Here is a 26,141-nt window from a genome sequence, read left to right on the forward strand (position 1 = left end):
AACGGCGGGGACTCCGGGGGCAAGCGACTAGGATGGTGACGTGGCTGGCCTGATCAAACGTGAAGATATCGACGAAGTACGCCAGCGCACGGATATCAAGGAAGTCGTTGACGGTTACGTCACGCTCAAGGGCGCCGGGCTGGGCAGTTTCAAGGGCCTGTGCCCCTTCCACGACGAACGCTCGCCCTCCTTCACTGTTCGCCCGCAGGTGGGCCGGTACCACTGCTTCGGCTGCGGCGAGGACGGTGATGCCATCTCCTTCGTCCAGAAGATGGACCACAGCTCCTTCCACGAGGCTGTTGAGAAGCTGGCCGCCAGGATCGGCTACGAGCTGCGTTACGAGGACGGCGGCACCGGTCCCAGCCGCGAGGAAGTGGGCAAGCGCCAGCGTTTGTTGGACGCCCACAAGATCGCCGACGAGTTCTTCCGCGCCCAGCTGCTGACCCCCGGCGCGGCCGAAGGGCGCAATTTCCTCGATGGCCGCGGTTTCGACCGCGCCGCTGCCGAGCATTTTGGCGTGGGATATGCGCCCCAAGGATGGGACGCATTGCTGAAGCACCTCCGCGGACGCGGGTTCACGGATGCTGAGTTGAAACTCACAGGGATGTTCTCCGAAGGAAACCGGGGCATCTACGACCGCTTCCGGGGAAGGCTCATCTGGCCCATCCGCGACATCGCGGGGGACACCATCGGATTCGGCGCCCGCAAGCTCTACGAGGACGATCAGGGCCCCAAGTACCTGAACACCCCGGAAACCACGCTCTACAAAAAGTCCCAGGTCCTCTACGGGATCGACATCGCCAAACGGAACATCGCCAAGGAACGGCAACTGGTGGTGGTGGAAGGGTACACGGACGTCATGGCCTGCCACCTCGCAGGAGTCACGACGGCGGTAGCCACCTGCGGTACTGCGTTCGGCACCGAACACATCAAGGTAGCCCGGAGGCTCCTTTCGGACGATGGCAGCGGCGGCGAGGTTATCTTCACCTTCGACGGAGACGCCGCAGGACAGAAGGCCGCCCTGAGGGCCTTCGAGGAGGACCAGCGATTCACGGCCCAGACCTACGTCGCCGTGGAACCTTCCGGCGCGGATCCTTGCGATCTTCGCCAGCTCAAGGGCGACGCCGCTGTGCGCGATCTGATCGGTACCCGGAAGCCGCTCTTTGAGTTCGCCATCCGGGCTACGCTTCGGCGGCACAACCTGGACACGGTGGAAGGCCGCGTGGCGGCACTGCGCGAAGCTGCCCCCGTGGTGGCCCAGATCAGGGATTCCGCCACGAGGCCCGGCTACACGCGCAACCTGGCCGGCTGGCTGGGGATGCCCATCGAAGAAGTCAGCAGCTACGTCGGGGCGGCCGCCAAGCGCGCAGCATCCGGCGGCAGCGCCTCAGCTCCGGCCGGCCCAGGCGGGCAATCGGCCGCGGCAGCACCGCCGTCGAACAGTCCTGTCTTTCAACGGCCCGATCCCAGGGATCCCATCGCCGGTATGGAACGTCAGGCGCTGGAGGTTGTCCTCCAGGAACCGGGGGTGCTGGGCGGGGGAGCATGGGAGCGTTTCGAGGCCTCGCACTTCGCCACCCCCGCGTATGCGGCGGTTCACACGGCCGTGCGGGCTGCCGGACTTGCCCATGCGGCTGATCCGGTGGCGTGGGTGGAGCAAGTGCGCCAGGAAGTTCCCGAGCCTTTGCGGCCCTTGGTGTCCGAGTTGGCCGTGACGCCCTTGCCCGCCAGTACACCGGAGGCCATGCAGCGGTACTGCCGCGACATCCTGGCCCGTCTCTTCGAGCTGCAGATCACCCGTATCAAAGCAGACAAGATGGGCCAGCTGCAACGCCTGGATGCAGGAGCCAATCCGGAGGAATTCCAGCGGTTGAACCGTGAGTTGATGTTGCTGGAAATGGAGCGCCGATCTTTGCGATCGGACGGCTGAGAACCTCGATTTCGTTTTCCGGCGGGCCCCTGTTAAGCTAGTAACCGCTTCATTCCTCCGTAGCTCAATTGGCAGAGCATTCGACTGTTAATCGAAGGGTTACTGGTTCAAGTCCAGTCGGAGGAGCGTACAATACCCCCGTTCCGAGCTTTCGGAACGGGGGTATTTTTATACCCCCGAGGGGTATCCGGAGTCGATTTCGCATTCCGGTAGAACCTTTGCTAAAGTCATAACCGCTTCATTCCTCCGTAGCTCAATTGGCAGAGCATTCGACTGTTAATCGAAGGGTTACTGGTTCAAGTCCAGTCGGAGGAGCATCAGAACCCCGCATCGGCATCACGCCGGTGCGGGGTTCATCTTTTCCTAGACGAAATCCATCTCCACTTGCAGGAAACGGGCGGCCTCGGCCACAGCTGCCAGGAACGAGTCCTGCTCAGTGGGCGGGGTCCTGGGGTCGCGCGGATGCCACTCGTGAGGGGCTGAGTAGACGCGGGTGAAGCCGCCACCGGGCGGGGCGTAGAAGATTCCGAATCGCTGGACCGGCCACTCAGGGGAGGTCTCCGGCGCAACCAGCAGTGCGGCGTCCGCCTCGGGGTTGTACCACTGGGCGATGGGTCGGCGGCGGTCGTCCGTGAAGAGGCCTGCAGCGTAGAGGGCAGCCGACTGTGGGCTGGTCACCGAGCACAGACGGTCCCACCACAGCGGCAGGATGCGTTCATCCCGACGCTGCCACGGTGCCGGAAGCGGCTGCAGCTCTTGCCAATGTGGCACACCCCAACTTTATCGCCGGGGCGGGGCGCGCAACAGGGGAAGCCCTAGCGGGAAAGTCCCAGCCGGGGGTAAAGCACCTCGAAACCTTTGGTCAGGCCCGCGTTGAGGGCCAGTCCCACGTGGCCGCCGTTGGGAACCTCGTAATAGGTCACTGTCATGCCTGCCGACCGTGCGGCGGCGGAGACTGCTTTCGCGGCGGCCACGTACGTCACGTCGTCGGAGCCGACAGTGAAAACGGCCGTCGTATCAGGGAATTGCTTGCCCTTCATGATGTTGATGGGCTTCTGGGCGTCGTAGTCCGCCTGGTTGCCGCCGAAGATGGTTGCGAGGTTGCCTGCGGGGTCTTCGGCTCCCGGGAACTCTTCGCCGGAGATGTCCACCACGTTGCCCCACATCTTCGGGTACTTGACGGCGAAGGAGATGGCGCACTGGCCGCCGTTGGAGTAACCGGCGATGGTCCAATGCTCCCGGTCAGGGAGGATGGAGAGATTGGCTTTGGCCCAGTTCACTACATCTTCGTTGATGTACTTCTCCACGTTGCCGTACTTGGCGGTGTCCAAACAGAGGTTGTCGTTCTCACCCGGGCCGATCTGGTCAGCCACGATCGCAATCGGCGCCAGCCCGTTGTTCTTCGCCGCGAATTCATCCAGTGCTGCCGAGACATACTGGGGGTCGGGAAGCCCGGGTTGACCCATCATGAGGACGAACAGGGGCAACCGGGGTGGATTGTCCGTCAGGGCTGCCGGAGGCAGGTAGATGCCGGCGGGCCGGGCGTCAAAGCCGGACGCCGTTGCCGGTATCACCTGCGTGCCCACCTTGCCCTTGGACGGCATGGTGGCCGGGGGTTTCCAGCTTTGCCAGAGGGGTCCTGCCGGTATGGACGCGTCCGGGTTGGGCTTGTTCAACTGGATGGCGCCCTCAGTGGATATCCCCAGGGCCGAGCCCAGAGTCTTGTTCAGCCCGAACTCGGTATTGATGCCCAGCGCCGCGACCAGGAGAAAAACAGGGATGGCGACCGCAGCCACCACTTTCCGCCACGCACGGCTGTGGCGGAAGCTGACCACGGCCAGTCCAAGCGCAGCGAAGCAGGAGACAGCCCAGAACCATACGCGCGGCGTCAGTCCCACGTGGAAGACGTCCATGACGTCCTCAACGATCCACACAGTCAGCCATCCCAGCAGCGCAGCGGCCACAATGGCAATGATCGCGGTCAGCGCCCACCGGGCCGACGGCCTGAGGAAAAGTACCAGGAAGAACACGACGCCGATCACCGCGGCGACCGTCATGACCACGGGGCCGCTGATCTCAAGTTTCAGGAGGTCGTCCACGGCTAGGAACTCCGCCCGCTGCTCATGCTGCGGGCTCCCTGGCGACCATTTGCCGCAGGAGGCCTGCGCTTTGCGCGGGGGACAGGCCCGGCAGGTAGGCGGAGCCCACCGCGATCCCAATGGATGGCAATGCCAAGGGGTCCTGGTAGTACATATACAGGGTGCGGTGCTCGGGTTGGAACCGCGACTTGAACGCTGCCAGGGACTTGAAGCCGTACATGGGCTCCAAAGCATTGCCGAGCAGCGCCAGGACGCGGTCCAGGGAGCTCCGGTCGCCCTCCGCGGTGTCAGCCCCGGCATTGGCCAGCGGCGAGCCGGACAGGGAGATCTGGGGGACTTCTTCCTTGAAGTGGGTGACGGCCGAGGCGATAAGGAATTCCATGACGCCCTTGAAACCGGTGGTCCGCCGCCGCATGAAGTCCAGGGTCCATCCCGAGATGACGCCGTTGCGGAACACGGGCAGCCAACTGGTGACTCCATGGACCAAGCCCTCGTCGTCCAGGGCCACGCAGCAGAGTACCTCGGGATCCTTCAGCTCATTCAGGCCTCCCAAGGTGAATCCCATTTCCGGCAGGGCTTTGTCCGCTACCCACTCTTCGGAGATCTCTGCCAGTTGAGCCCTGACTCCCGGTGGCATCTCCTGGTAGGGATACCAGTGGTCCTTGATGGACAACTTCTCTGCGCGGTTCAGGGCGGTGCGCACGTTCTGCCATTCCTTGCCCTTGAACGTCATGGCCTGGACGTTGAGAAGGGTTTCTTCCGCCACTTCCAATTTGCGGAACCCGCGGGGGAGGAGCGGGCCGTCCAGTTCTGCGGTGGCTGAGTAGAAGCACGGGGTGAGTCCCAGGCCGGCGCAGTGCTTCAGGAACCCCGTGGCTGCTTCCGCATGGTGCTCTTCAGCGCCGAAAGGACCCGCAACCGTCAAGGCCACGCCGTTGTGCACTTGATACGCAACGCCGGCCTTCCGGTCCGGTGTGAACCAGTACTGGTTGTTGTCCCACAAGGCCATCCAGGACAGCGTGCCGCCGCCGTCATGGAGCAGCTCCCGGGTGTGCCCCAGATCCGCTGCGGGATCTGTGGCAAGCATCCTGAACCGCCGGAAGTTGTTCAAGACCAGCACCAGGATGCAGAGCCAGATGATGTCCCCACCCAGCCCGTACACCACGGTGCTCAGCAGGCCTTGTGGGAGGGCCACCACAAACGGAACGGGAAAGGGAACCAGGATGTGCGTCAACTGCCCGGCAAGGTCCCACAAAGTGGAGCGCCCCGGATTGCCTTCGACGAACCAGAACGCCACATAGAGAACTATCGCAGCGACGGCCAGGATCAGTGAGGTCCTGCCCAGGACCCTGTATCCGGCGTCGCTGGATTCCACCCGGAACTTGTGGCGGTTGGCCAACAGCAGGGCCACGATGATCACCGGTGCGAGGACAGCCGGAACCGCATAGAGCAGGAGGTAGCCGAAATCGTCATCGCCCAGAGTGACGTCCGGATCAGTGATGTATTGGACGATGGACAGGACTGTCACTGCTGCGAGGTACGCCTGGATCACCAGTGTCAGGCGGTAGGCGAGCCGGCGGCCGCGGCGGAGTCCCTCAGCGCAAACAAGCAGCAGGAGGACCGGAATCAATGTAAGGATTGCTGCGCCGAAGCTTTGGACGCCTACGATGCCCTGCAAAGTGACGCAGTTGGTGTCGTTGTTGCAGGCCTCCTTGACTTCATCGGCGTCGGGGCTGGCTTGGAGCATGACGTCCGAGACCACGGACAGGGGGCCTATTTCCCACGTGCCGGTGAGTTGCGTGAGCAAAGGTCCCACCGCGAAGACGCCCACCACCGTGCCCACCAGAAAGCGCGTCTCACGGAGAGTCGAAGAATGCAGTGATCCTGCCCTGCGGCGGAGCATCAGGGACTGGACGGCCCAGCCGGCCAGGATGCCCATCACGGCTCCGGCCAGCGCCTGAAGGGTTTGGGCCACTCCTACGAACAGGGCAAACATCAGGGTCGCGGCCAGCAGCCACGTCCTCAGCCGACGGCGCCAGAGGGCGTCCAGTGCCGCCGTCGCGCATCCCAGCGCGGCAGCTGCGCCGCCGTAGGCGCCAACAACGTATTCGCCGCCCAGGAAGCTGAGCCACTGATCGCTGGCGTCGGTTCCGAACGCAACCAGCGCCACCAGAACCAGGGCGCTGAGGGCCGAACCCGCCACGAACGCTGCAAGCGCCAGCCACGGGCCCATGACACGCTCGGCGATTCCCACGCCCACCAGGATCGCGGCCGCGCAGGCAAGGTAGTCGAGCAGGGAAGACGCAAAGAACGCCGACGTGAAAATTGACCACCATGGCCCTGGCTCCACTGCCAGCCCCAGGCCCATTTGGTCCAGCAACGCCTCGCTGGGTCCATTCAGCAGGCTCCCTGTCGCAGCGCCCAGGACCCACAGCAGCCCTGCCAGGCCCAGTGTCAGGGGCAGCCGGCGAACTGTTGCCAAGCCGCGGACACCGCCCCGCAAATCAACAGCCGCGCTCATGTGATGTCCCCTTGCACCGGTCCGGCACCGGTTACCCCGGCTGGCCACCATTCTGCCTTGCGGGACGCTGTAACGGGAGAGGCTGGGCAGTCCCGACGGCGGCGGGTCGCGTTTTGTGCGGTAGTCCTAGTCCCGTTTCCAGGGACCTGGGTTCACCCGGTAGAGGACGGCGGCGCCAATAACGGCACCCAGAATCGCTCCGAACAGGGCACTTCCTGCGGCGCGGCCAATGAGCGCGCCGGCAGTGGCGCCAAGCAGGGCGCCGAGGAAGAGGCCCCTGCCGTTGCGGTGCGGTTTCTTGGTCATGGTCTCAGCCTACGGGTGGGTTCCTAATGGATGGAGGGAACGGTGCGGGGCCGGACCACCAGCCAGAGTGCGGCGATGGCCCCGGTAATGCAGACCGCCATAACCGAGCCCATGGGAACAGCCGAACTGACGCCCAGCCAACCCACGACCGGCGGGACAATTCCGGCCATCATGAACTGGGATGCCCCCAGGAGGGACGCTGCCGTGCCTGCCTGGGCGCCGTGGTTGGCGAGGGACAGGACCTGGACACAGGGGAACATGAACCCGGTGGCGCAGATATAGAACCACAACGGAATGAGGATGCCCCAGAGGCCGACGTGCAAGAGGTCAAGCACCACGATGACGAGGGCAGTGAACAGCATGAACAATGTTGCCCCGGCCACGATCCACTGCGGGGCCACCCGCCTGATCAGGCGTGAACTGATTTGAACGCCCGCAACAATGCCCAGTGAGTTGATGCCGAACAGGAGCCCGTATTCCTGCGGCGAGAATCCGTAGACGTTTTGGAACAGGAAAGTGGACGCAGAAAGATAGGCGAACAAACCACCGAAGTTCAGGCTTCCCACCAGCACCATGCCCACGAAGATCCGGTCCGTCAGGACCGATTTATAGCGCTGTCCCACGGTGATGGTGGATTTGCCGCGCTGGTCTGCGGGCAGCGTCTCCCGGATGAAGAAGATGGAGGCAAGGATCACCAACAAGCCGTAAGCGGCCAGGAAGTAGAAGATTCCGGGCCACGGGAAGGCCAGCAGCAACTGCGATCCGATGACAGGGGCAAGGATGGGGGCCAGCCCGTTGACCAGTGACATCCTCGAGAACATCCGGACCATGGAGTAGCCGTGGAAGAGGTCCCTGACCATGGCCATGGCCACTACGCCACCGCCAGCTGCGCCGATGCCCATGAGGACACGGAACAGGGACAGCATCCCGATGTCTGTTGCCAGCGCTGCCCCGAGCGATGAACCGATATGGACGGCGGTGGCAAGGATCAGGGGGAGCCGGCGCCCCACTTTGTCGCTGAACGGACCTACCACCAGTTGGCCGAGCCCGAAGCCTACGGTGGTTCCCGTCAGGGTGAGCTGGATGGCGGCAGCAGAAACGTCGAAACTCTCCTCCAGCGCCGGGAACGCCGGGAGGTAAAGGTCGATCGTGAAAGGACCCAGCGCAGTCAGTGCACCCAGCAGGAGAATATAGACAAGTTTTTCGCGTCGGCTCAGGGAGTCGCCCGGAGCAATGGGAGAGGTCACGATCATCTATCCTATGGCCCGGATCATATTTATTGGGCGTATGACGGGCGCGCCGCGGTGTGGTCCCGAAAGTTCAGCAGGAGCCTGAATGATAGCTTTGTGAACAGGTGTCTGCGGTGAGAGATTTCAGTCCGCGTTCGCCCCATACGATGCCCAGAGGAAAGCAGTTAGGCGGAACCCATGAGTGGACGTCACACCGGCCGGACCAGTCAAGGACCAGCCATTCGTACTTTGCCGAGGACCCTCAAGCTCGTTGCACGGTTGGCCCCACGGCAAATCAACGACGAAATTGCCTTGGCCAAGGTGGAACTCAAACGCAAGGCCACCCAGGTTGGGATTGCCGGTGCCTTCTTTGGCGTTGCCCTTGTGTTCCTTGCGCTGTTGGTGATCGCCCTCGTTGTTGCCGCCATTTTGGGACTGGCCACCATCATGCCGGGATGGCTCGCGGCGCTGATCGTCGCAGCGTTCTTCCTGGTCATTGTGGCCATTGCATCCCTGATTGGAATCGCCAAGTTCAAGAAGGCCATGCCCCTGGTACCCGAGGACACCATCCGGGGTATCAAGCACGATCTTGGAATCGCCAAGGAGGGCTCAGCTTTTGATGAGTCCATCCTCGATCCCAACTCGCCCGCTGCCAAAGCGGCCAAGGCAGAGAAGGAAGCTGCGGCGGAGAAAGCCAAGGCAGAGAAGGCTGCGAAGGAAGCTGCCAAGGAATCGGACGCAGTCAAGGCACCCACGGAAGCGGAGCTTCGCTCGCGCCTGAAGAAGCGCCGCGAACACCTGACCGGGGTCCGCGACGAACTCGGCGAGCAGCTGGACGTCAAGAAGCAGGGGCAGGCCCTGCTGGACAGCGCCGGCGGAAAGTTCCAAGAGGGAAAGCAGTTCGCTGCGGCGAAGTTTGCCGACCTCGGAGACTCCGTCCCCGAAAGCCTCACTGAACGGCTCGCCGCCCGGTGGAAGGACCTCGCAGCGTTTGCCACTGCTGCCGTAGTCTTCGTTGTTGCCCTGCGGAAGCTGCTGAAAAAGTAGGCAGCCATCCGCGGCACCAACAATGACAACGAGGAAGGGGGACACGCGTGAAATTGATCGGTGCTGGTTCACACCCTGACCGGCCGCAGGTTGACCACGACCTCATCTTCACCGTCCCCAATATCCTCACGGTCCTCCGCTTCATGGGGGTTCCGCTGTTCGTGTGGCTCGTTTTGTCGGAGCAGGAGTATGGCTTCGCGGTCCTGGTGCTTGTGATCATGGGCAGCACCGACTGGGTTGATGGCTACATCGCCAGACGCTTCGACCAGACCTCCAAGCTGGGCCGCATCCTGGACCCCATGGCCGACCGGGCCGCGCTGCTGGCCGTAGCCTTCACGTTGGCGATTGCCGGCGTCGTGCAGTGGTGGTACCTGGCCGCGCTGTTGGTTCCGGACGCCATCCTGGCCATTGCTTCCCTGATCTACTTCCGCAGCCACCCGGACCTTCCCGTGAGCATCATTGGGAAAATCCGCACAGCGCTGTTGCTGCTCGGCACCCCGCTGCTTGTCCTCTCCAAATTGCCCATCCCTTTCACTGAGGTCTACTTCGTTGCCGCTTGGACGTTCCTTGGCTTCGGGCTCCTCGGACACTGGATTGCGGCCTACAACTATTTCTGGGCCATCTTGCGTAAGGGTAAAGAACTGAAAAACGACGACGGCGGACACGGCTGATGGTCTGGCTGGCGGTTTTCCTTGCGGTACTTGGTGCCTTCTTCCTCGCAATAGGCGCCCAACGGCAGGGCAGCGCAGTCAAAGCCGATACCGGGGGCCTGGCCCTGAGCTCCAACGGATTCCTGAGGCTGCTGCGGAATCCCCGCTGGATGCTCGGGCTGTTGTTCCTTGCCCTCGGTATGGTGATGAACGCCATCGCCCTGGTGTCTGCTCCGCTCACCGTAGTGCAGCCCATTGGTGCCATTGCGTTGGTGATCACCACCGTGGTCAACGCCAAGGACCAAGGCCTGAGCATCAACCGTGCAACTGTGGTGGCCATCAGCGCGTGTGTCACGGGTTCGGCGCTGTTCGTGTTGCTGGCAGTCTTCGTCACACAGGAAAACCATCACGTCACCAGTGAGGACGAACTGACCATTGTTCTCCTGCTGGCTCTGGCCGTGGGGATCTTCGGAACCTTGGCCGTCCTGTTCAAACACCGCATGAGTGCCTTCGTCTACATCCTGGGCGCTGGTGTCCTGTTCGGGTTTGTTGCCGTCCTGACCCGCATCATCGGCAAGCATCTGCTGGATCCCAACGGGTTGTTCCTGCTCAACGTCCAGTGGTACACCCTCATAGCCATCGTGGCCGCCGGGGGATTGGGATCCTGGTTTGTGCAGAGTGCCTACTCAGGTGGACCACCGGACCTTGTCATCGCCGGACTGACCGTGATCGACCCCATGGTGGGCATCGCCATCGGCATTGTGATCCTTGGTGAACTTCGTCCCGATGTCCACGCCGTGATGGCCATCGCCATGGCTGTGGCCGCTACCCTTGCTATCGTGGGGGTTATTGCCCTGAGCCGGCACCATCCGGAAGTCACCAAACGCAAGAAGGACGCGAAGGCGGCTGCCAACAAGAAGGCCTAGGGCAGCGCTTGACCTTGCGCCGCCGCTGTACGCGGACCGGCAACCCGGCGACACCGCAGTATTGCCACAAGCAGTGCTGTCCGCACCGTGAACATCAGGAGTTCTCCACGTGACCATTCCCGACACCACCAAGCCCCTCACTCTTTTGATTGCCGCGGATACTTATCCACCGCATGTCAACGGTGCCGCGCAGTTTGGCTACCGCCTGGCCAAGGGAATGACGGCACGTGGGCACAACGTCCACGTGTTGGCCTGCCGTCCGGACACGGGCAAGAGCTTCACGGAGTTCCGCGACGAAGCCACGGTTCACCGTCTCCGTTCCCACGGCGTTTTCACCCATGAGTACTTCCGCATTTGCTTCCCTTGGGAGATCAAGAAGGAAATCAGCCTGCTGTTCGACAAAGTCCAGCCGGACGTCGTCCACATCCAAAGCCATTACATGATTGGCGAGCACGTCCTGTACGAGGCCGTGAAGCGTGGCATCCGGGTTGTGGCCACCAACCACTTCATGCCGGAAAACCTGAATCCCTTCCTGCCGTTCCCGCAGTGGTTCAAGGACATCGTTGGCCGCATCTCCTGGAAGGATATGGGGAAGGTCATGAGCCAGGCCGATGTGGTCACGACGCCCACGCCGCTCGCTGCCAAGGCAATGCACCAGCACGCGTTTTTGCGTAAAGTGCTGCCGCTCTCCAACGGCATTGACTCCTCGGCTTACGAACTGCAGCCCGGTGAAACCATTGAACCGCACGCCAACCCCACGGTGCTGTTTGCCGGACGTCTGGCCGAGGAAAAGCATGTCAACGTCCTGATCGACGCCGTGGCCAAGACGTCCCCGGCGTTGAACGTGCACTTGGAGATTGTTGGGGGCGGCGAAGTCCGTCCCGCCCTTGAGGCGCAGGTAGCGAAGCTGGGGCTGGGGGACAGGGTCAGGTTCCTGGGACTCGCCAGCGACGAAGATTTGCGCGAGGCCTACATCAAGGCCGACATATTCTGCATGCCCGGCACAGCCGAGCTCCAGTCATTGGTGACACTGGAAGCCATGTCTGCTTCCACTCCGGTGCTGCTGGCCAACGCCATGGCCCTGCCGCATCTGGTCCGGGATGGTGAGAACGGGTATCTCTTCACGCCGAACAACAGCGATGAACTGGCGGCCAAGATCACCAAGCTGGTGGAGCTTCCCCAGCACGAGCTGGAAGCCATGGGCAAGCTGAGCCGCGAGATGGTGGAGCCCCACAGTATTAACGGCACTCTCCAGACGTTCGAGGACCTCTACCGCGGGGCCTCTTACGAGGACATGGTGGTGTGACAAAAGCACTCCCCGGCACCTATTAGAATTGCTGGAGTGCTTTGCCCGGAACTGCTGCTTTGCGGTGGCTCTCCCGGGCATCACGGGGCTATAGCTCAGCTGGTTAGAGCGCGGGACTCATAATCCTAAGGTCCTCGGTTCAAGTCCGAGTAGCCCTACATTTCACGTAAGAGCCGTGGCCGACAATCCATGATTGCGAACATGTCCAACGCTGCATTCGACGCCACTACCCTTCCGTATGCCGACGGCGACTTCTACGCCTTCGAGCAGATGCTGACAGGAAAAGAGCAGGACCGATTGGCTGAGGTCCGGGAATTCCTTGCCCGCGAGGTCAAGCCCATTGCGGTGGATTGCTGGAACCGTGGCGAGTTCCCCATGGACCTTATTCCCAAGCTCGGCGAACTGGACCTTGTGAGCCCCGTCCGCCGCCAGGGGTACTCCAATCTGTTCGCCGGAATGCTCCATGCGGAGGTGACCCGGGCGGATGCCTCCATTGCTACCTTCATGGGCGTCCACGATGGCTTGTTTACCGGCTCCATTGAAGCCCTCGCTTCCCAGGAGCAGAAGGACGCCTGGCTCCCGGACATCTACTCGCTGAAGAAGATCGGAGCTTTCGGCCTCACCGAACCGTTGGGCGGCTCGGATGTTGCCGGCGGCACCCGGACCACGGCAAAGCGCGACGGCGACACCTGGATTCTCAACGGCGCCAAGCGGTGGATCGGCAACGCTACCTTCTCCGACTGGGTAGTCATCTACGCCAAGGATGTGGCGGACAACCAGGTGAAGGCGTTCCTGGTGGACACCACACTGCCCGGCTTCTCTGCCAGCAAGATCGAAAACAAGATCTCCCTTCGTACGGTCCAGAACGCGGACATCACCCTGGACAACGTGGTGGTGCCGGACTTCTTCAAACTTGCCAACGGCAACAGCTTCCGGGACACCAACAAGGTCCTCAAGGTCACGCGTTTGGCGGTCGCATGGCAGGCTGTCGGGCTTCAAATGGCAGCTTTCGATGTCGCCCGGAGCTACGCCGTGGAGCGTCAGCAGTTCGGCCGGCCGCTGGCTGCGTTCCAGTTGGTGCAGAACCAACTGGTCCAGATCCTCGGGAACACCGTTGCTTCCATGGGCATGATGGTCCGTCTGGCCCAACTCGAAGATGCCGGTGTCGCCAAGGATGAGCAGTCAGCCTTGGCCAAGGCGTTCACCACCGCGCGCATGCGTGAGAGCGTCGCCCTGGGGCGCAACATCCTGGGCGGCAATGGGATCGTCACGGACTACGGGATGGCCAAGATCTTCTCCGACGCCGAGGCCATTTACTCCTACGAGGGCACGCACGAGATCAACACCCTGGTCACCGGCCGGGCCATCACGGGCGTTTCGGCCATCGTTTAGGAGGTCTGCAAACAAGGGCGGTGTCCCCGGCGGGTGGGGAATCAGGAGAGCGGGAGCAGGATGGACGGGCGCAAGTCCGCCACGAAGCCCAGCGGGTTGAGATAGTCCTCTCCCCGGCGGACACCCCAATGCAGGCAAGTGGTGACGCCGCAATGTCCGGGTTCCAAGGTCCCAATGACCTGGCCCTTGCGGACAACATCTCCGGTATTCAATCCGGTGGTCACGGGTTCGAAGCTGCTCTTGAGTCCATCGCCGTGATCGATGGTCAGTACCGGACGATCAACTACGACGCCGGCAAAGGCCACCACGCCGTCCGAGGGTGCGGTGACCTTTCCGTCGTCGGACACTGGTCCCAGATCTACGCCGCGGTGGCCGCTCAGCCACGGTTTGTCCGGCGGATCGAAGATCCGGAGCACGTCAGGTTTGGGGGAGAGCGGCCAGCTCCACCGGGGGGAGGCCTGGTCCGGCGCAGCCGGCCCGGATGGGCCGACTGCGCCCGCGGCCATCACCAAGGTAACCAGCAGGGTCATCAAGGACTTCACAGGGGTCATGGACCAAGCCTCCCGGGGAGGCGGCGGTGGGTCGATCCCCGGTCTTTCGTATGTGGACAACCGGCTGCGGTGGCGGTCAAACAGGTGGGGTCGCTGTAGTACACTTGGTGGAGCAGTTTGCTGTGCCCTCAGGCTAGTTCAGGAGCATGTCTCATTCAGATATGTGAGGGTCCCAGGCTGACTACGCGTATCCAGCCCTCCACCAGCGAAGCCACGTGGCTTCAGGCTGCGGAGGATTGTGCCTCTTGCGGTCCGGACGAGCCTTTGGCTTCACCCCGGATGAGAAGTGCAATGGATGCCAGGAGCCACGCCCATCCGGGCAAAGGCTAAACAACCGTCAACTATTGGCAGGGTAAGAGCAGCCCCATGGGCTCTCTCATGAATGACCTGCCGGAAGGAGCGTCGGCATGCCCGTCGTAACTATGCGCCAGCTGCTTGACAGCGGCGTCCACTTTGGACACCAGACCCGTCGTTGGAACCCGAAGATGAAGCGCTTCATCTTCACGGAGCGCAACGGCATCTACATCATTGACCTCCAGCAGTCGCTGTCCTACATCGACCGCGCCTACGAGTTCGTCAAGGCTACTGTCGCCCACGGCGGCACCGTCCTGTTCGTCGGCACCAAGAAGCAGGCTCAGGAAGCAATTGCCGAGCAGGCTACCCGTGTTGGCCAGCCGTACGTCAACCAGCGTTGGTTGGGCGGTATGCTCACCAACTTCCAGACCGTCGCCAAGCGTATCCAGCGCATGAAGGAACTCGAAGAGATCAACTTCGACGACGTCGCAGGCTCGGCTTACACCAAGAAGGAGCTCCTGCTCCTCAAGCGCGAACTCACCAAGCTTGAGTCCAACCTCGGTGGTATCCGCAACCTGACCAAGGCTCCCTCGGTTCTCTGGGTTGTTGACACCAAGAAGGAACACCTTGCTGTTGACGAAGCCAAGAAGCTGAACATCCCGGTTGTTGCCATCCTGGACACCAACTGCGATCCCGACGAAGTCGACTTCCCGATCCCGGGTAACGACGACGCCATCCGCTCCGTCAACCTGCTGACCCGCGTTGTTGCCGACGCCGTAGCTGAGGGCCTCATCGCCCGTAACCAGCGCGCAACGGGCACCACCGAGGCTCCGGAAGAGCCGCTGGCTGAGTGGGAGCGCGAGCTCCTCGAAGGCAGCAAGGCCGAAGAAGCAGCGGCAACCGAGGCTCCGGCCGCAGAAGCTCCCGCAACTGAGGCTCCGGCCGCAGAAGCTCCCGCAGCTGAGGCTCCCGAAGCAACTGAAGCTGCAGCCGGCGAAGCCGAAGCAGCCAAGTAAATCTGGACCTTCCCTGATGCCGGAAACAGCATCGGGGGCAACTGACAGGATGGCGGCTCACACGGTGGGCGGCTGTCCTGTCAGTCCGTAAACACACAAATTCTAGACAGAGGGGTTCACATGGCGAACTACACTGCTGCTGACATCAAGGCCCTGCGCGAGCGCACCGGCGCCGGCATGATGGACGTCAAGAAGGCTCTTGACGAAGCCAACGGTGACGCCGAGAAGGCCATCGAGATCATCCGCATCAAGGGCCTTAAGGGCGCTACCAAGCGCGAAGGCCGTTCGACTGCTGAAGGCCTGGTTGCTGCCAAGGTCAACGGCGGCGTTGGCGTAATGATCGAGGTCAACTGCGAAACTGACTTCGTTGCCAAGGCTGACAAGTTCATCCAGTTGGCTGACAAGGTCCTCAGCGTTGCAGTCGAGTCCGGCGCAGCCGACCTCGAGACCCTGCTGGCCACCGAGGTTGACGGCAAGCCGTTGTCCGAGGTTGTTGTCGAAGAGGGCGCTGTCCTCGGCGAAAAGGTTGTTGTCCGCCGTATCTCCCGCGTTGAGGGAACCACGGTTGACGCTTACCTGCACAAGACGTCCAAGGACCTCCCGGCCCAGGTAGGCGTCCTGTTCGCTGTTGACGGTGAAGGCGAAGCCGCTGCCACCGCCGCTCACGACATCGCTGTCCACGTTGCAGCCATGGCTCCGAACTACCTGACCCGTGACGACGTTCCGGCCGAATTGGTCGAGTCCGAGCGCCGCATCGCCGAAGAGACGGCCAAGGCTGAAGGCAAGCCCGAAGCTGCTCTTTCGAAGATCGTGGAAGGCCGCGTGACGGGCTTCTTCAAGGGTGAAGTTCTGGTTGACCAGGCATTCGCCAAGGATTCCAAGAAGACTGTTGCACAGGTCCTCGAAGAAGCCGGCGTCAAGGCAACCGCAGTAACCCGTTTCCGCGTAGGAAACTAGTAATTCATGAAAAGGGGTGGTCACTTCGGTGGCCGCCCCTTTTTCATGCACCCGTCCGGGTAGTACCTGCGCGGACCCACAGCACGATAATCTAGCCAGAGTCCACCAACGGGAGGCACCATGGAAACCGTCAACACTGCAATCCAGCCCGAGAAGACCCGCCGACGTGTACTTCTGAAACTTTCCGGCGAGGTCATCGGCGGAGGCAAGCTCGGCGTCGATCCCGAAACCGTCCGGGCCATCGCCAAGCAGATCGCGGCAGCAGTCTCCGACGTCGAGGTAGCCATCGTCGTAGGCGGCGGTAACTTCTTCCGCGGCGCAGAACTTTCCCAGAGCGGCATGGACCGCTCCCGCGCCGACTACATGGGCATGCTCGGCACGGTCATGAACTGCCTGGCCCTGCAGGACTTCCTGGAGCAGGCAGGCGTTGAAACCCGTGTCCAGAGCGCCATCACCATGGGCCAGGTTGCCGAGGCTTACATTCCCCGCCGGGCCATCCGCCACATGGAGAAGGGCCGCGTTGTCATCTTCGGTGCAGGCGCCGGACTGCCCTATTTCTCTACTGATACCGTGGCGGCCCAGCGTGCCCTCGAAGTCCATGCCGACGTGGTCCTCATGGCCAAGAGCGGCGTGGATGGCGTGTACACCGCTGATCCCAAGAAAGACCCCGCTGCCGAGAAGCTGGATGTCCTCAGCTATGACGACGCACTGCGCCGGGACATCCGCGTCATGGACCAGACAGCCATGACCATGTGCAAGGACAACAAACTGTCCATGGTGGTCTTCGGGATGGAAGGCGAGGGCAACGTTACCCGTGCCATCCTCGGCGAAACGCTGGGAACCCTGGTTACTCCCTAGCAAGGGCTAGGATATTTCTAGGACCGTCCGCCTCTCACGGCGGAACTTTACTGTGCACTGCGGCCTGCATGAGGGCAGCAACTATTTTCTGAGGAGAAACCCGTGATCGAAGAGACCTTGCTCGAAGCCGGCGAGAAGATGGACAAGGCGGTTGAGGTAGCCAAGGACGATTTCGCCACGATCCGTACGGGTCGGGCGAACCCCGGTCTCTACAACAAGGTGATTGTCGAGTACTACGGCACGCCCACGCCGCTTCAGCAGCTGGCTTCCTTCGGTGTGCCCGACGCCCGGACCATCCTCATCACGCCGTACGACAAGACCGCGCTGCGCGACATTGAGAAGGCGTTGAGCGATTCCGAGGTTGGTGCCAACCCCTCGAACGACGGCAACGTCATCCGAGTCACCATTCCTGAGCTCACCAAGGAGCGTCGCAAGGAGTACGTCAAGATCGTCAAGGGCAAGGGTGAAGACGCCAAGGTCTCCATCCGCAGCATCCGCCGCAAGGCAAAAGACACGCTGGACAAGCTCGTCAAAGACGGCGAAGCCGGCGAAGACGATGGTGCCCGCGCTGAGAAGGAGCTCGACGCCCTGACCAAGCAGCACGTTGACAGCATCGACGAACTGCTCAAGCGCAAGGAAGCCGAGCTGCTCGAGGTCTGATGAACCAGGCTGAGCCGGCACCCGCTGGACGGGTCCCGACACGCGTTACCCCCCAACGCGCCAGGCGCGTACGGACGAACCCCACGCCAAAGGCCGGCCGGAATCTTCCGGCGGCCATCGGCGTCGGGCTTTCCATGCTGCTGGCGGTTTTGGGCGGCTTGCTTTTCCTCCCTCTGGGTTTCGTCCTGCTCACCACGGCTTTTGCTGTGTTGGGTGTGTGGGAAGTTTTCCGGGCCCTTGAGGCCCAGGGCACCAGGATGCCGATCATCCCCGTGATGGTTGGCAGCCTGGTGATGCCGGTGTCGGCCTACTTCGGTGGCCTGGAAGGTTTGCTGTTCACCATGACGGCGAGTTCCGTGGCCGTCCTGCTGTGGCGGTCCATCGAGAGTGCCGCCGGAGCGCCGAGGAGCGTGTTCGCCGGTGTGTTCACGCTGGCGTGGATTCCGTTCCTCATCAGCTTCGCGTCGCTGTCCTTGCACACCACCAGCGGGCCCACTCCTGTGGGCTTTTGGCCGGATGGGATCCCCGAAGGCGCATGGCAGATCGCGTCGATGCTTTTGTTGGTTGTTTCCAACGACACGTTTGGGTACATCGTTGGGGCGTCCTTCGGGAAGCACCCCATGGCTCCAAAAATCAGTCCCAAAAAGTCCTGGGAGGGTTTCGCGGGGTCGGTGGGTGGAGCCATGCTCATTGGCGTCCTGGCGTGTATCTTCCTCCTCGACAAGCCCTGGTGGGTGGGCTTGCTCCTGGCCGTTGGCATGGTGGCCGCCGCTACGGCAGGCGACCTCGCCGAGTCCATGGTCAAACGTGAACTGGGGGTCAAGGACATGAGCAGTATCCTGCCTGGCCATGGTGGCGTCATGGACCGCCTGGACTCCATTGTGTTCGCGGCCCCTGTAGCCTATGTTCTGTTCGCGCTGCTCAGCGGCGTCTGACAATCAACGAAGGAAAATTAGTGTCCGTGGATATTCGACGCCAGATTCCCGCAACGTTCGATCGCGTAGAGCGCAGCAAGTACGGCTATAACGCCAAACAAGTTGACGAGTTCCTTCAGCGAGCCAGGACGTCGTTTGAAAACCCTGTGGGTACCGCTGACCAGGTGGCCAGCGTGGACGTGCGGGACGTGGCTTTTGACCCGGTCAAGGGTGGGTACGACGCCCACAGCGTGGATGCCGCCCTGGATCGGCTCGAGGACGCGTTTGCGCGCCGCGAGCGTGACGACCTCATCGGCCAACAGGGCGAAGAAGCCTGGCTGCGCCAGATCGGCAAACTCTCCGGGATCCTGCGGGGCCGGCTTCACCGGCCCGACGGCGAGCGGTTCCGTCGGCCTTCCAGCAAGCGGGCGCGCAGCTACAACATCCAGGACGTTGATGCCCTGTGTGCTGAGCTGGTGGGTTACCTTGAGCACGACCAGGTCCTGAGCGTCGACACTGTCCGCCGGGCCGTCTTCCGGGCGGCCAAGGGCAATGAAGGCTACGAAGAGGCCCAGGTGGACGCTTTTCTGGCCCGCGCTGTAGAACTTATGGCGGCCATCGACTAGTCCACACCCCGTTCAGCGGGAGCAAGGCTAGTGAGCGCTGGGGGAAACGGGCAGGTTGTTCTTCCATACTGCCAGGTAGCGTCTGTGGCCGCGCGCCAGCGACGTACCGAAGAAGGCCAAGGCGACCAGAACAGCCACGGGGACTGCCACCACTGGGGGAAGCCCGGCTGTCAGGAGTGCCGATCCCAGCAGCAGGGCGATCAAGGCCGAGTTGACGAACCCCATGAAGACCATGCTGCTGCCAGCAACTTGGCTGAAGTCGGTCCGAACGCCCAGGAAGTAATACGTCCTTTTGGCGCCTTCTTCGTCATCGTGAGCGCCGGCCATGAGGTAAGGCCCTATGCCGGGATCCATGTCGACGTAGGCCGCCCGCAGGCGGTTCATTGCCAGGACGTACATCAGGTCCTCCATTCCCACACTCATGACGCGCACGTGGGTGAGCAGGCCAACCACCAGGTCGATGCTGAGGACGGTCAGCGCGAAGGCCCTGAAGGCATCTGAAAACTGTGTGGCGTTACCCACCAGCGCCACGCTCAACAGGCTTGCCGACGTGAAGGTCAGGAACATGCTGATGCGTGTGAGGACTTCGCCTTGGGTGGTACTGCGCGAGGCGAGCAGGCTCCAGTGTTCGGTGGCCAGCAATTGCGCGCGGACACTCGGTGACAACTCCGTCGGTCGTGCCGGCGGCTCTGGGCTGGAGGCGCCCGGTTCCTCGGACATGGCGTCATTGTCCACCCTTGCTGCTGCGCGGACAACAGGCCACTGCATCTGCGGGCCTAGCGCTCGGTGGCCACCGGCCGCTCCGGGACGTGCAACCGCGACATCACGCGATTCACGGACGCCGGCACACGGCTTTTCGTTGCGAGGGAAACGAGCACTGTCACCGCGAAAGCTGCCGGAACGCTCCACGCCGCCGGCTGGGCAAGCCACGGGGGTGCATTGCCTGATCCCATGAGCGTACCTACCACCATGGCACCACCGCAGAGCAGCGCACCGGTCAGCATTCCGGCAATTGCGCCGGCGTCAGTGAGTCCGCGCCACCAGATTCCCAGCAGCAGGACCGGGCAGATGGTGGAGGCCGTGAACGCGAAGACCAGGCCAACGCTCCCGGCCAACGCCAGGGTGTCGGTCATCAGGGCAAAACCCAAAGGCACGACGGCGGCGAGCACCGCTGCGAGGCGGAAGCCCCTGACGCTTCCGCCGAAAAGGTCCTGGCTGATGACGCCCGACAGCGAAACCACCAGCCCTGAGGTGGTGGACAGGAAAGCGGCGAACGCTCCGGCTACGACGAGGGCGGAGAGGAGGTCTCCGGCGGTGCCTCCTATCAGCTTGCCGGGGAGCAGGAGGACCAAAGCATCGGCCTGGCCGGATTGTGCGAGTTCGGGCGCGAACATTCTTCCCACCGCGCCGGACGCGGTGGGAAAAAGATAAAAGACGGAGAGCAGGCCCAGCACAATGAGCGTGGTTCTCCGGGCGGATTGCCCGTCCGGATTGGTGTAGAACCGTACCAGTACGTGGGGCAGGCCCAGGGTGCCGAAGAGCAACGCCACCAACAGGGAAATGTGCTGGTACGCGCCGGCTGAGGCCTGGCCGGTGGGGTTGATGGGAAGCGGCGCCTGGGCTGCTGTGCCGTTTCCGGCGAGCACCAGCAGCACGAAGACCACCGGAACAGCCAAGGCAGTCAGTTTCAGCCAGTATTGGAACGCCTGGACAAACGTGATGGAACGCATGCCACCTGCCACCACCGTGAGGCACACCACCACAACAACCGCCGTCGAGCCTACCCACGACGGCAGGCCGGTGGTGATGCGGATGGTGAGCGCCGCCCCGTGGAGTTGCGGGACTATGTACAGCCAGCCAACAGCAACCACCACCAGGCTGGTCACGCGGCGGACCAGCGCGGAATCCAAGCGGGCTTCGGTAAAGTCGGGAATGGTGTAGGCGCCGGATCGACGCAGGGGAGCAGCGACGAAGAGCAACAGCATCAAGTACCCGGCGGTGTAACCCACCGGGAACCAAAGCGCGTCCGTTCCTGAGAGCAGGATGAGTCCGGCGACGCCCAGGAAACTGGCGGCGGACAGGTACTCGCCGCCGATTGCGGAAGCATTCCACCAGGGCGGGACCGTTCGTGAAGCCACGTAGAAGTCGCCGGTTGTCCGCGAGATGCGCAGACCGTAGAAGCCGATCACCGCGGTCACAAGCGACACGGCAAGGAATGCGAACATACCTACAGCCGGGTTCACTTGTCCTCCACCAGATCCCTGTATCGGGCTTCGTTGCGGGCCGCCGCGCGGGTGTACAGCCAGGCGCTCAAACCGATCACCGGGTAGATGCCGGCGCCCAGCACCATCCAGTCCAGGGGGATGCCGAATATCCGTGTTTCCGCCACGCCCGGCCCGTACACCAGGAACAGTGCGATCACCACGAGGATGAGCAGGAAGCAGCAGGCCACCACCAGCGCCAAGCGCAATTGGGATCGGATCAGGGACCGGATGAAGAGCTTGCCGGCGTCGGAGTCTTCGGCGACCTCGCCTGGGTAGGGCAGCCGGCCGGGAGCCGTTGTGGCAGATTGGCGGGGTGCCGTTACACGGACGCGCGTCATCCCTGCGGCCGGATACGCGTGGACTGCAGTTTGTCCCGGACGGAGGGCAAGTGGCGTCGGCTGATGGGCAACTCAGCTCCGGCCACGGCTACGCTGGGACCCGTTGCAGACAACTTGAGGTGCTGGACGTGGTTCAGGGCGATCAGGTAAGAGCGGTGGATCCGGATGAACCCTGCCTCTGCCCACTTCTGTTCAAGGTCGCTGAGGGGAACCCGGATGAGATAGCTGGCTTCGGCTGTGTGCAGCCGCGCGTAGTCGCCCTGGGCCTGCACGTAGCTGACGTCGTCCCGGCGGATCATGCGGGTGGTGCTGCCAAGATCCACAGTGATCATCTCCGGCGATGGGGTGCCTTCCTTGATCAGGTCACTGATCCGATCCACGGATCGGGAGAGCCGTTCCGCGCGCAGCGGCTTCAGGAGGTAGTCGATCGCGGCGAGGTCGAAAGCTTCCAGCGCGCAGTCTTCATCGGCGGTGACAAAAACGACGGCAGGTGGATTGTTGCTCCGGGAAATGGCCCGTGCAATGTCCAAGCCGGACAGGGCAGGCATGTGTATGTCCAGGAAAACGGCGTCGACAGACTCCGTTTCCAGGGTCCGCAGGGCCTCGGCGCCGGAGGAGGCCCGGTGGATGGCACCAATCCGTTCGTCCCGTCCCAGCAGGAAGGCAAGCTCCTCTACGGCGGGCAGTTCGTCATCAGCGACGAGCACGTTGATCATGTTTAAAGACTAACCGTCGCCTCACGCGTCATGGCCGGGCTGGGATTTGGGCACCCGCATGGTGATCAGGGTTCCTTCCCCGGGAGCAGTGTCGATGACCAGCCCGTGCTCGTCCCCGTAGACCTGGCGCAAGCGGGCATCTACGTTGCGCAGTCCCACATGGATCCCATCCGTGTGCCCGGCGAGCACTGACCTCAGGTGCTCAGGGTCCATGCCCACGCCGTCGTCCTCGATGGTCACTTCAGCGAACGCGCCGGAGTCGTTGGCGCAGATGGTGATATGGCCCGGGCCCTCCTTGGCCTCCAGGCCGTGCCGGACTGCGTTCTCCACCAACGGTTGGAGGCTAAGAAACGGGATGACCGTGCTGAGGACCTCGGGGGCGATCCTGAGACTCACCTGAACGCGTTCGCCGAAGCGCGCCCGTTCCAGCAGAAGATAACGGTCGATGCAGCGCAGTTCCTCGGCCAGCGTGGTGAAGTCGCCGTGGCGCCGGAAGGAGTACCGGGTGAAGTCGGCGAACTCCACCACCAGCTCCCGGGCCCGGGCGGGGTCTGTGTTGATAAACGAGGCGATGGCATTGAGGGAGTTGTAGATGAAATGCGGGCTGATTTGGGCACGCAACGCCCTGACCTCAGCCTCCATCAGCAAGGTCCGTGATGCTTCGAGTTCCGTCAGCTCCAACTGGGCGGCAATCCAGTCGGCCACCTCGCTGGTGGCCCTGACCAGCCCGGCACCTGCCGCCGGCGCCAAGGCAGCCACCGAGCCGACCACCCTGGACCCGGAGCGGATAGGAGCAATCACGGCACTGAAGTCATGGTTTCCGTGCTCGGCTTTGGCCGTGGTCCGATGCCCGGCGTGGGGTACCACCGCGGTTCGGCCAGTGGCCAGTACCTCGGCAGCAAGTCGCATCAGCGATGGCCTGAGTTCCTCGGCTGCACCGTCCCAGGCGAGCACCGAATCGGTGTCCGTGATGGCCAGCGCATCGCAGCCCAGCAGTACGCGCAGTTGCTTGCTCGCTTTCGCTGCACCTGCCGGTTGGAGGCCGCCGCGGAGATGCTGCCCGGCCCGGGAGGCCGCGTGCAAGGTGTTGTAGGTGGCCCGTTCAGCGTCGGTGCCCAGGTCCCGGAAGGAACGCATCACCTTCAGCCCAACACCCACGACGACGGCGATGGCCAGCACGATCACGGCGATGGCAGCGGCTGTGAACAGCGGGGAGTCGGGCATAAGGCCAGCGTAGTCGGATGCTCCTCCACCTCCGGCCCTGATTCCACGGATGGTGGTTCACATCCACCGTTTGGCGCAGCGCCGCAACCGTTGAGCGATGGCAGTGAGCGATGCTCTGGAACAGTTACCGGACGGCGTTTGATAGTGATAGCAGTCACATTGGCAAGGCATGTGGAGCTGGTGTGGACACATCACAATCAGGAGGAACCATGGGTAATGAGGCCCAACCCCAGGACGCACAGGCGTCCGTGGACTTCCATGAAGTCCAACAGACGGAACGGTTCAAGACATTGCGCAAGCGGCATCGCAGCTTTGTCTTCCCGATGGCCGTCGTATTCCTGCTCTGGTATTTCGCGTATGTCCTCTTGGCCGCCTATGCGGTGGACTTCATGTCCATCAAGGTCTGGGGCAACATCAACGTCGGCCTGATCCTCGGCCTGCTGCAGTTCGTCACTACCTTCGGCATCACGGCATGGTACGTGAGCTACTCCAACAGGAAGCTGGACCCGATCGCTGCTGAAATCCGTCACGAGATCGAGGGCCACGAATTTGATAAGGACGGCAATGTGATGAGCGGGGGAGTCAAATGAACACCATGGTCCCGGCGGCAGTCAACGTTGAAGCGCTGAAAGACACCACCCTGCTCAACATGGGCATTTTCGCCCTCTTCGTGGCGGTCACCATGGTGATCGTCTTCCGGGCCAGCCGGAACAACAAGACCGCAGCGGATTACTACGCAGCCGGACGTTCGTTTACTGGTTCGCAGAACGGCACGGCCATCGCCGGCGACTACCTTTCGGCAGCATCCTTCCTCGGCATCACCGGTGCCATCGCCATCAACGGCTACGACGGGTTCCTGTACTCCATCGGCTTCCTCGTCGCCTGGCTGGTGGCGCTGCTGCTGGTGGCCGAACTGCTCCGCAACACCGGCAAGTTCACCATGGCTGACGTTCTGTCCTTCCGCTTGCGTCAGCGCCCTGTCCGAATTGCGGCCGCCCTCTCCACCTTGGCCGTTTGCTTCTTCTACCTTCTGGCCCAGATGGCAGGAGCAGGCAGCCTGATTTCGCTCCTGCTGGGCATCAGCGACTGGGGCGGTCAAGCCTTGGTGATCATCGTCGTCGGCGCATTGATGATCATGTACGTACTGATCGGCGGCATGAAGGGCACCACCTGGGTGCAGATCATCAAAGCCATCCTGCTCATTGCCGGCGCAGGGGTCATGACAGCCATGGTGCTGGCAATCTATGGCTTCAACCTGTCCAGCCTGCTGGGCTCTGCAGCTGAAGCAGCCAACAACCCGGCCATCCTGAACCCAGGCCTGCAGTATGGAAAGACCGAAACATCCAAGCTCGACTTCATGTCCCTGGGCCTTGCCTTGGTCCTCGGCACAGCCGCACTGCCCCACGTGCTGATGCGCTTCTACACTGTTCCTACAGCCAAGGAAGCCCGCAAGTCCGTGGTTTGGGCGATCTGGCTGATCGGCCTGTTCTACCTCTTCACCCTGGTGTTGGGCTACGGTGCAGCAGCCCTGGTGGGGGCGGAAACCATCAAGTCCGCACCCGGCGGCGTCAACTCCGCCGCACCCCTGCTGGCCTTCCACTTGGGCGGCCCGTTGCTCCTGGGCTTCATTTCGGCGGTTGCCTTCGCCACCATCCTGGCGGTGGTGGCCGGCCTGACCATCACTGCGGCCGCATCCTTCGCGCACGATATTTACGCCAATGTCATTGCCAAGGGCAAAGCCGATGCAGTCACCGAGGTGAAGGTGGCACGCCGCACTGTGGTGGTTATTGGTGTCCTTGCGATCCTCGGTGGCATCTTTGCCAACGGCCAGAACGTGGCATTCCTGGTGGCGCTCGCTTTCGCGGTTGCAGCGTCGGCCAACCTGCCCACCATCGTCTACTCCCTTTTCTGGAAGAAGTTCACCACCCAGGGGGCGGTCTGGAGCATGTACGGCGGTTTGGCTGCGGCCATCCTGCTCATCACGTTCTCACCCGTGGTTTCGGGTGCCAAGACGTCCATGATCCCCGGGGCGAACTTCGCTCTGTTCCCGCTGAGCAACCCGGGCATCGTGTCCATCCCGTTGGCTTTCTTCCTGGGATGGCTCGGAACCGTTCTGGACAAACGGCGCGAAGATCCGGCCAAGCAGGCGGAAATGGAAGTGCGCTCGCTGACCGGCGTCGGTGCCGAGAAGGCAGTAGACCACTAGCGCCGGCTCGACCAACGTCACCACCCAAGAAGGCCCCTCCTGCGCACAACGTGCAGGAGGGGCCTTCCTGTGTGCCGGTCGGCTCTTCTCAAGGCTGCGCCTAGTTCTTCA

At 62.6% G+C, this 26,141-nt stretch carries 25 protein-coding genes and 3 tRNA genes; 17 read left to right on the top strand and 11 right to left on the bottom strand.

Features of this window, described 5'->3' with window-relative positions; genetic code table 11:
- Nucleotides 1–40 precede the first annotated feature (40 nt).
- From dnaG to AB4Y77_RS07370, 3 genes are all read left to right on the top strand, one after another.
- Nucleotides 41–1,930 (top strand): DNA primase, encoded by a 1,890-nt coding sequence (gene dnaG, locus AB4Y77_RS07360; RefSeq protein WP_311214368.1) that lies wholly within the window; start codon nucleotides 41–43, stop codon nucleotides 1,928–1,930.
- Between the two features lie 53 nt (nucleotides 1,931–1,983).
- Nucleotides 1,984–2,056: transfer RNA gene (locus tag AB4Y77_RS07365), tRNA-Asn, on the top strand.
- A 116-nt stretch (nucleotides 2,057–2,172) separates the two neighbouring features.
- Nucleotides 2,173–2,245 (top strand) — tRNA-Asn (locus tag AB4Y77_RS07370).
- A 48-nt stretch (nucleotides 2,246–2,293) separates the two neighbouring features.
- Here the strand turns inward: AB4Y77_RS07370 and AB4Y77_RS07375 are convergent.
- The 5 genes from AB4Y77_RS07375 to AB4Y77_RS07395 form a co-directional block, all read right to left on the bottom strand.
- Nucleotides 2,294–2,701 (bottom strand): hypothetical protein, encoded by a 408-nt coding sequence (locus AB4Y77_RS07375; protein ID WP_089594319.1) that lies wholly within the window; start codon nucleotides 2,699–2,701, stop codon nucleotides 2,294–2,296.
- A 44-nt stretch (nucleotides 2,702–2,745) separates the two neighbouring features.
- On the bottom strand, nucleotides 2,746–4,029 hold the full coding sequence (locus AB4Y77_RS07380; protein WP_442013436.1) for an alpha/beta hydrolase: 1,284 nt from the start codon (nucleotides 4,027–4,029) through the stop codon (nucleotides 2,746–2,748).
- Between the two features lie 22 nt (nucleotides 4,030–4,051).
- Complete coding sequence (locus AB4Y77_RS07385; RefSeq protein ID WP_311215195.1) at nucleotides 4,052–6,550, bottom strand: bifunctional lysylphosphatidylglycerol flippase/synthetase MprF; 2,499 nt, start codon at nucleotides 6,548–6,550, stop codon at nucleotides 4,052–4,054.
- Nucleotides 6,551–6,676: 126 nt separating this feature from the next.
- On the bottom strand, nucleotides 6,677–6,856 hold the full coding sequence (locus AB4Y77_RS07390) for a glycine zipper domain-containing protein (protein WP_089594322.1): 180 nt from the start codon (nucleotides 6,854–6,856) through the stop codon (nucleotides 6,677–6,679).
- A 23-nt stretch (nucleotides 6,857–6,879) separates the two neighbouring features.
- On the bottom strand, nucleotides 6,880–8,109 hold the full coding sequence (locus tag AB4Y77_RS07395; RefSeq protein WP_311215196.1) for a multidrug effflux MFS transporter: 1,230 nt from the start codon (nucleotides 8,107–8,109) through the stop codon (nucleotides 6,880–6,882).
- A 174-nt stretch (nucleotides 8,110–8,283) separates the two neighbouring features.
- Between AB4Y77_RS07395 and AB4Y77_RS07400 the strand changes: the two genes are divergently transcribed.
- The 6 genes from AB4Y77_RS07400 (at nucleotide 8,284) to AB4Y77_RS07425 (ending at nucleotide 13,406) form a co-directional block, all read left to right on the top strand.
- Complete coding sequence (locus tag AB4Y77_RS07400) at nucleotides 8,284–9,132, top strand: phage holin family protein (protein ID WP_311215197.1); 849 nt, start codon at nucleotides 8,284–8,286, stop codon at nucleotides 9,130–9,132.
- 47 nt (nucleotides 9,133–9,179) lie between these two features.
- On the top strand, nucleotides 9,180–9,803 hold the full coding sequence (locus AB4Y77_RS07405; RefSeq protein WP_442013437.1) for a CDP-alcohol phosphatidyltransferase family protein: 624 nt from the start codon (nucleotides 9,180–9,182) through the stop codon (nucleotides 9,801–9,803).
- On the top strand, nucleotides 9,803–10,708 hold the full coding sequence (locus tag AB4Y77_RS07410; RefSeq protein ID WP_311215199.1) for a DMT family transporter: 906 nt from the start codon (nucleotides 9,803–9,805) through the stop codon (nucleotides 10,706–10,708). The genes AB4Y77_RS07405 and AB4Y77_RS07410 overlap by 1 nt, the downstream gene beginning before the upstream one ends.
- A gap of 109 nt (nucleotides 10,709–10,817) precedes the next feature.
- On the top strand, nucleotides 10,818–12,014 hold the full coding sequence (locus AB4Y77_RS07415; RefSeq protein ID WP_442013438.1) for a glycosyltransferase: 1,197 nt from the start codon (nucleotides 10,818–10,820) through the stop codon (nucleotides 12,012–12,014).
- Between the two features lie 84 nt (nucleotides 12,015–12,098).
- A tRNA-Ile gene (locus AB4Y77_RS07420) sits at nucleotides 12,099–12,172 on the top strand.
- A gap of 43 nt (nucleotides 12,173–12,215) precedes the next feature.
- Entirely contained in the window at nucleotides 12,216–13,406 is a 1,191-nt protein-coding gene (locus AB4Y77_RS07425; RefSeq protein ID WP_442013439.1) for an acyl-CoA dehydrogenase family protein, read from the top strand.
- Between the two features lie 41 nt (nucleotides 13,407–13,447).
- Here AB4Y77_RS07425 and AB4Y77_RS07430 read toward each other — a convergent pair whose 3' ends face one another.
- Nucleotides 13,448–13,957, bottom strand: coding sequence for a M23 family metallopeptidase (locus AB4Y77_RS07430; RefSeq protein WP_442013440.1), 510 nt, complete (start codon nucleotides 13,955–13,957; stop codon nucleotides 13,448–13,450).
- 407 nt (nucleotides 13,958–14,364) lie between these two features.
- Between AB4Y77_RS07430 and rpsB the strand changes: the two genes are divergently transcribed.
- The 6 genes from rpsB to AB4Y77_RS07460 all read left to right on the top strand — a co-directional run bounded on the left by rpsB (nucleotide 14,365) and on the right by AB4Y77_RS07460 (nucleotide 19,282).
- On the top strand, nucleotides 14,365–15,267 hold the full coding sequence (gene rpsB, locus AB4Y77_RS07435) for a 30S ribosomal protein S2 (RefSeq protein ID WP_311215206.1): 903 nt from the start codon (nucleotides 14,365–14,367) through the stop codon (nucleotides 15,265–15,267).
- Between the two features lie 120 nt (nucleotides 15,268–15,387).
- On the top strand, nucleotides 15,388–16,224 hold the full coding sequence (tsf, locus tag AB4Y77_RS07440; protein ID WP_442013441.1) for a translation elongation factor Ts: 837 nt from the start codon (nucleotides 15,388–15,390) through the stop codon (nucleotides 16,222–16,224).
- Between the two features lie 120 nt (nucleotides 16,225–16,344).
- Nucleotides 16,345–17,082: a UMP kinase gene (gene pyrH / locus AB4Y77_RS07445; protein ID WP_231342155.1), complete on the top strand. Its 738-nt coding sequence runs from the start codon at nucleotides 16,345–16,347 to the stop codon at nucleotides 17,080–17,082.
- Between the two features lie 102 nt (nucleotides 17,083–17,184).
- Nucleotides 17,185–17,742 (top strand): ribosome recycling factor, encoded by a 558-nt coding sequence (frr, locus tag AB4Y77_RS07450; protein ID WP_159707894.1) that lies wholly within the window; start codon nucleotides 17,185–17,187, stop codon nucleotides 17,740–17,742.
- On the top strand, nucleotides 17,742–18,677 hold the full coding sequence (locus AB4Y77_RS07455) for a phosphatidate cytidylyltransferase (RefSeq protein ID WP_442013442.1): 936 nt from the start codon (nucleotides 17,742–17,744) through the stop codon (nucleotides 18,675–18,677). Before frr ends, AB4Y77_RS07455 begins: the two co-directional genes overlap by 1 nt.
- 20 nt (nucleotides 18,678–18,697) lie before the next feature.
- Complete coding sequence (locus tag AB4Y77_RS07460) at nucleotides 18,698–19,282, top strand: DivIVA domain-containing protein (RefSeq protein ID WP_311215209.1); 585 nt, start codon at nucleotides 18,698–18,700, stop codon at nucleotides 19,280–19,282.
- A 27-nt stretch (nucleotides 19,283–19,309) separates the two neighbouring features.
- Here the strand turns inward: AB4Y77_RS07460 and AB4Y77_RS07465 are convergent, their stop codons facing one another.
- From AB4Y77_RS07465 to AB4Y77_RS07485, 5 genes are read right to left on the bottom strand one after another with little or no spacing between them, the layout of a single operon-like run.
- Complete coding sequence (locus AB4Y77_RS07465; protein ID WP_442013454.1) at nucleotides 19,310–20,002, bottom strand: hypothetical protein; 693 nt, start codon at nucleotides 20,000–20,002, stop codon at nucleotides 19,310–19,312.
- A gap of 56 nt (nucleotides 20,003–20,058) precedes the next feature.
- Nucleotides 20,059–21,525: a sodium/solute symporter gene (locus tag AB4Y77_RS07470; protein ID WP_311215210.1), complete on the bottom strand. Its 1,467-nt coding sequence runs from the start codon at nucleotides 21,523–21,525 to the stop codon at nucleotides 20,059–20,061.
- Complete coding sequence (locus tag AB4Y77_RS07475; RefSeq protein WP_442013443.1) at nucleotides 21,522–21,884, bottom strand: hypothetical protein; 363 nt, start codon at nucleotides 21,882–21,884, stop codon at nucleotides 21,522–21,524. The genes AB4Y77_RS07470 and AB4Y77_RS07475 overlap by 4 nt, the downstream gene beginning before the upstream one ends.
- The gene (locus AB4Y77_RS07480) at nucleotides 21,881–22,600 is read right to left on the bottom strand and encodes a LytR/AlgR family response regulator transcription factor (RefSeq protein ID WP_442013444.1); all 720 of its coding nucleotides are present in this window, start codon (nucleotides 22,598–22,600) and stop codon (nucleotides 21,881–21,883) included. Before AB4Y77_RS07480 ends, AB4Y77_RS07475 begins: the two co-directional genes overlap by 4 nt.
- Nucleotides 22,601–22,621: 21 nt before the next feature.
- Entirely contained in the window at nucleotides 22,622–23,824 is a 1,203-nt protein-coding gene (locus AB4Y77_RS07485) for a sensor histidine kinase (RefSeq protein ID WP_311215213.1), read from the bottom strand.
- Nucleotides 23,825–24,033: 209 nt separating this feature from the next.
- Between AB4Y77_RS07485 and AB4Y77_RS07490 the strand changes: the two genes are divergently transcribed.
- Together AB4Y77_RS07490 and AB4Y77_RS07495 are read left to right on the top strand one after the other, a co-directional pair.
- Nucleotides 24,034–24,414: a DUF485 domain-containing protein gene (locus AB4Y77_RS07490; protein WP_311215214.1), complete on the top strand. Its 381-nt coding sequence runs from the start codon at nucleotides 24,034–24,036 to the stop codon at nucleotides 24,412–24,414.
- The gene (locus AB4Y77_RS07495; RefSeq protein WP_311215215.1) at nucleotides 24,411–26,030 is read left to right on the top strand and encodes a solute symporter family protein; all 1,620 of its coding nucleotides are present in this window, start codon (nucleotides 24,411–24,413) and stop codon (nucleotides 26,028–26,030) included. The genes AB4Y77_RS07490 and AB4Y77_RS07495 overlap by 4 nt, the downstream gene beginning before the upstream one ends.
- Nucleotides 26,031–26,141 lie beyond the last annotated feature (111 nt).

It is taken from the genome of Paenarthrobacter sp. YAF11_1, from assembly GCF_052113445.1.
Taxonomy (GTDB): Bacteria; Actinomycetota; Actinomycetes; order Actinomycetales; family Micrococcaceae; genus Arthrobacter.

What these genes read in the sequence shown, in the direction of transcription:
- rpsB (WP_311215206.1), top strand. Translation starts at nt 14,365, where the DNA reads ATGCCCGTCGTAACTATGCGCCAGCTGCTTGACAGCGGCGTCCACTTT.
- AB4Y77_RS07385 (WP_311215195.1), bottom strand. Translation starts at nt 6,550, where the DNA reads ATGAGCGCGGCTGTTGATTTGCGGGGCGGTGTCCGCGGCTTGGCAACA.
- AB4Y77_RS07455 (WP_442013442.1), top strand. Translation starts at nt 17,742, where the DNA reads ATGAACCAGGCTGAGCCGGCACCCGCTGGACGGGTCCCGACACGCGTT.
- tsf (WP_442013441.1), top strand. Translation starts at nt 15,388, where the DNA reads ATGGCGAACTACACTGCTGCTGACATCAAGGCCCTGCGCGAGCGCACC.
- AB4Y77_RS07475 (WP_442013443.1), bottom strand. Translation starts at nt 21,884, where the DNA reads ATGACGCGCGTCCGTGTAACGGCACCCCGCCAATCTGCCACAACGGCT.
- AB4Y77_RS07495 (WP_311215215.1), top strand. Translation starts at nt 24,411, where the DNA reads ATGAACACCATGGTCCCGGCGGCAGTCAACGTTGAAGCGCTGAAAGAC.
- AB4Y77_RS07490 (WP_311215214.1), top strand. Translation starts at nt 24,034, where the DNA reads ATGGGTAATGAGGCCCAACCCCAGGACGCACAGGCGTCCGTGGACTTC.
- pyrH (WP_231342155.1), top strand. Translation starts at nt 16,345, where the DNA reads ATGGAAACCGTCAACACTGCAATCCAGCCCGAGAAGACCCGCCGACGT.
- AB4Y77_RS07395 (WP_311215196.1), bottom strand. Translation starts at nt 8,109, where the DNA reads ATGATCGTGACCTCTCCCATTGCTCCGGGCGACTCCCTGAGCCGACGC.
- AB4Y77_RS07430 (WP_442013440.1), bottom strand. Translation starts at nt 13,957, where the DNA reads ATGACCCCTGTGAAGTCCTTGATGACCCTGCTGGTTACCTTGGTGATG.
- AB4Y77_RS07465 (WP_442013454.1), bottom strand. Translation starts at nt 20,002, where the DNA reads ATGTCCGAGGAACCGGGCGCCTCCAGCCCAGAGCCGCCGGCACGACCG.
- AB4Y77_RS07390 (WP_089594322.1), bottom strand. Translation starts at nt 6,856, where the DNA reads ATGACCAAGAAACCGCACCGCAACGGCAGGGGCCTCTTCCTCGGCGCC.
- AB4Y77_RS07410 (WP_311215199.1), top strand. Translation starts at nt 9,803, where the DNA reads ATGGTCTGGCTGGCGGTTTTCCTTGCGGTACTTGGTGCCTTCTTCCTC.
- AB4Y77_RS07400 (WP_311215197.1), top strand. Translation starts at nt 8,284, where the DNA reads ATGAGTGGACGTCACACCGGCCGGACCAGTCAAGGACCAGCCATTCGT.
- AB4Y77_RS07425 (WP_442013439.1), top strand. Translation starts at nt 12,216, where the DNA reads ATGTCCAACGCTGCATTCGACGCCACTACCCTTCCGTATGCCGACGGC.
- AB4Y77_RS07485 (WP_311215213.1), bottom strand. Translation starts at nt 23,824, where the DNA reads ATGCCCGACTCCCCGCTGTTCACAGCCGCTGCCATCGCCGTGATCGTG.
- AB4Y77_RS07480 (WP_442013444.1), bottom strand. Translation starts at nt 22,600, where the DNA reads ATGATCAACGTGCTCGTCGCTGATGACGAACTGCCCGCCGTAGAGGAG.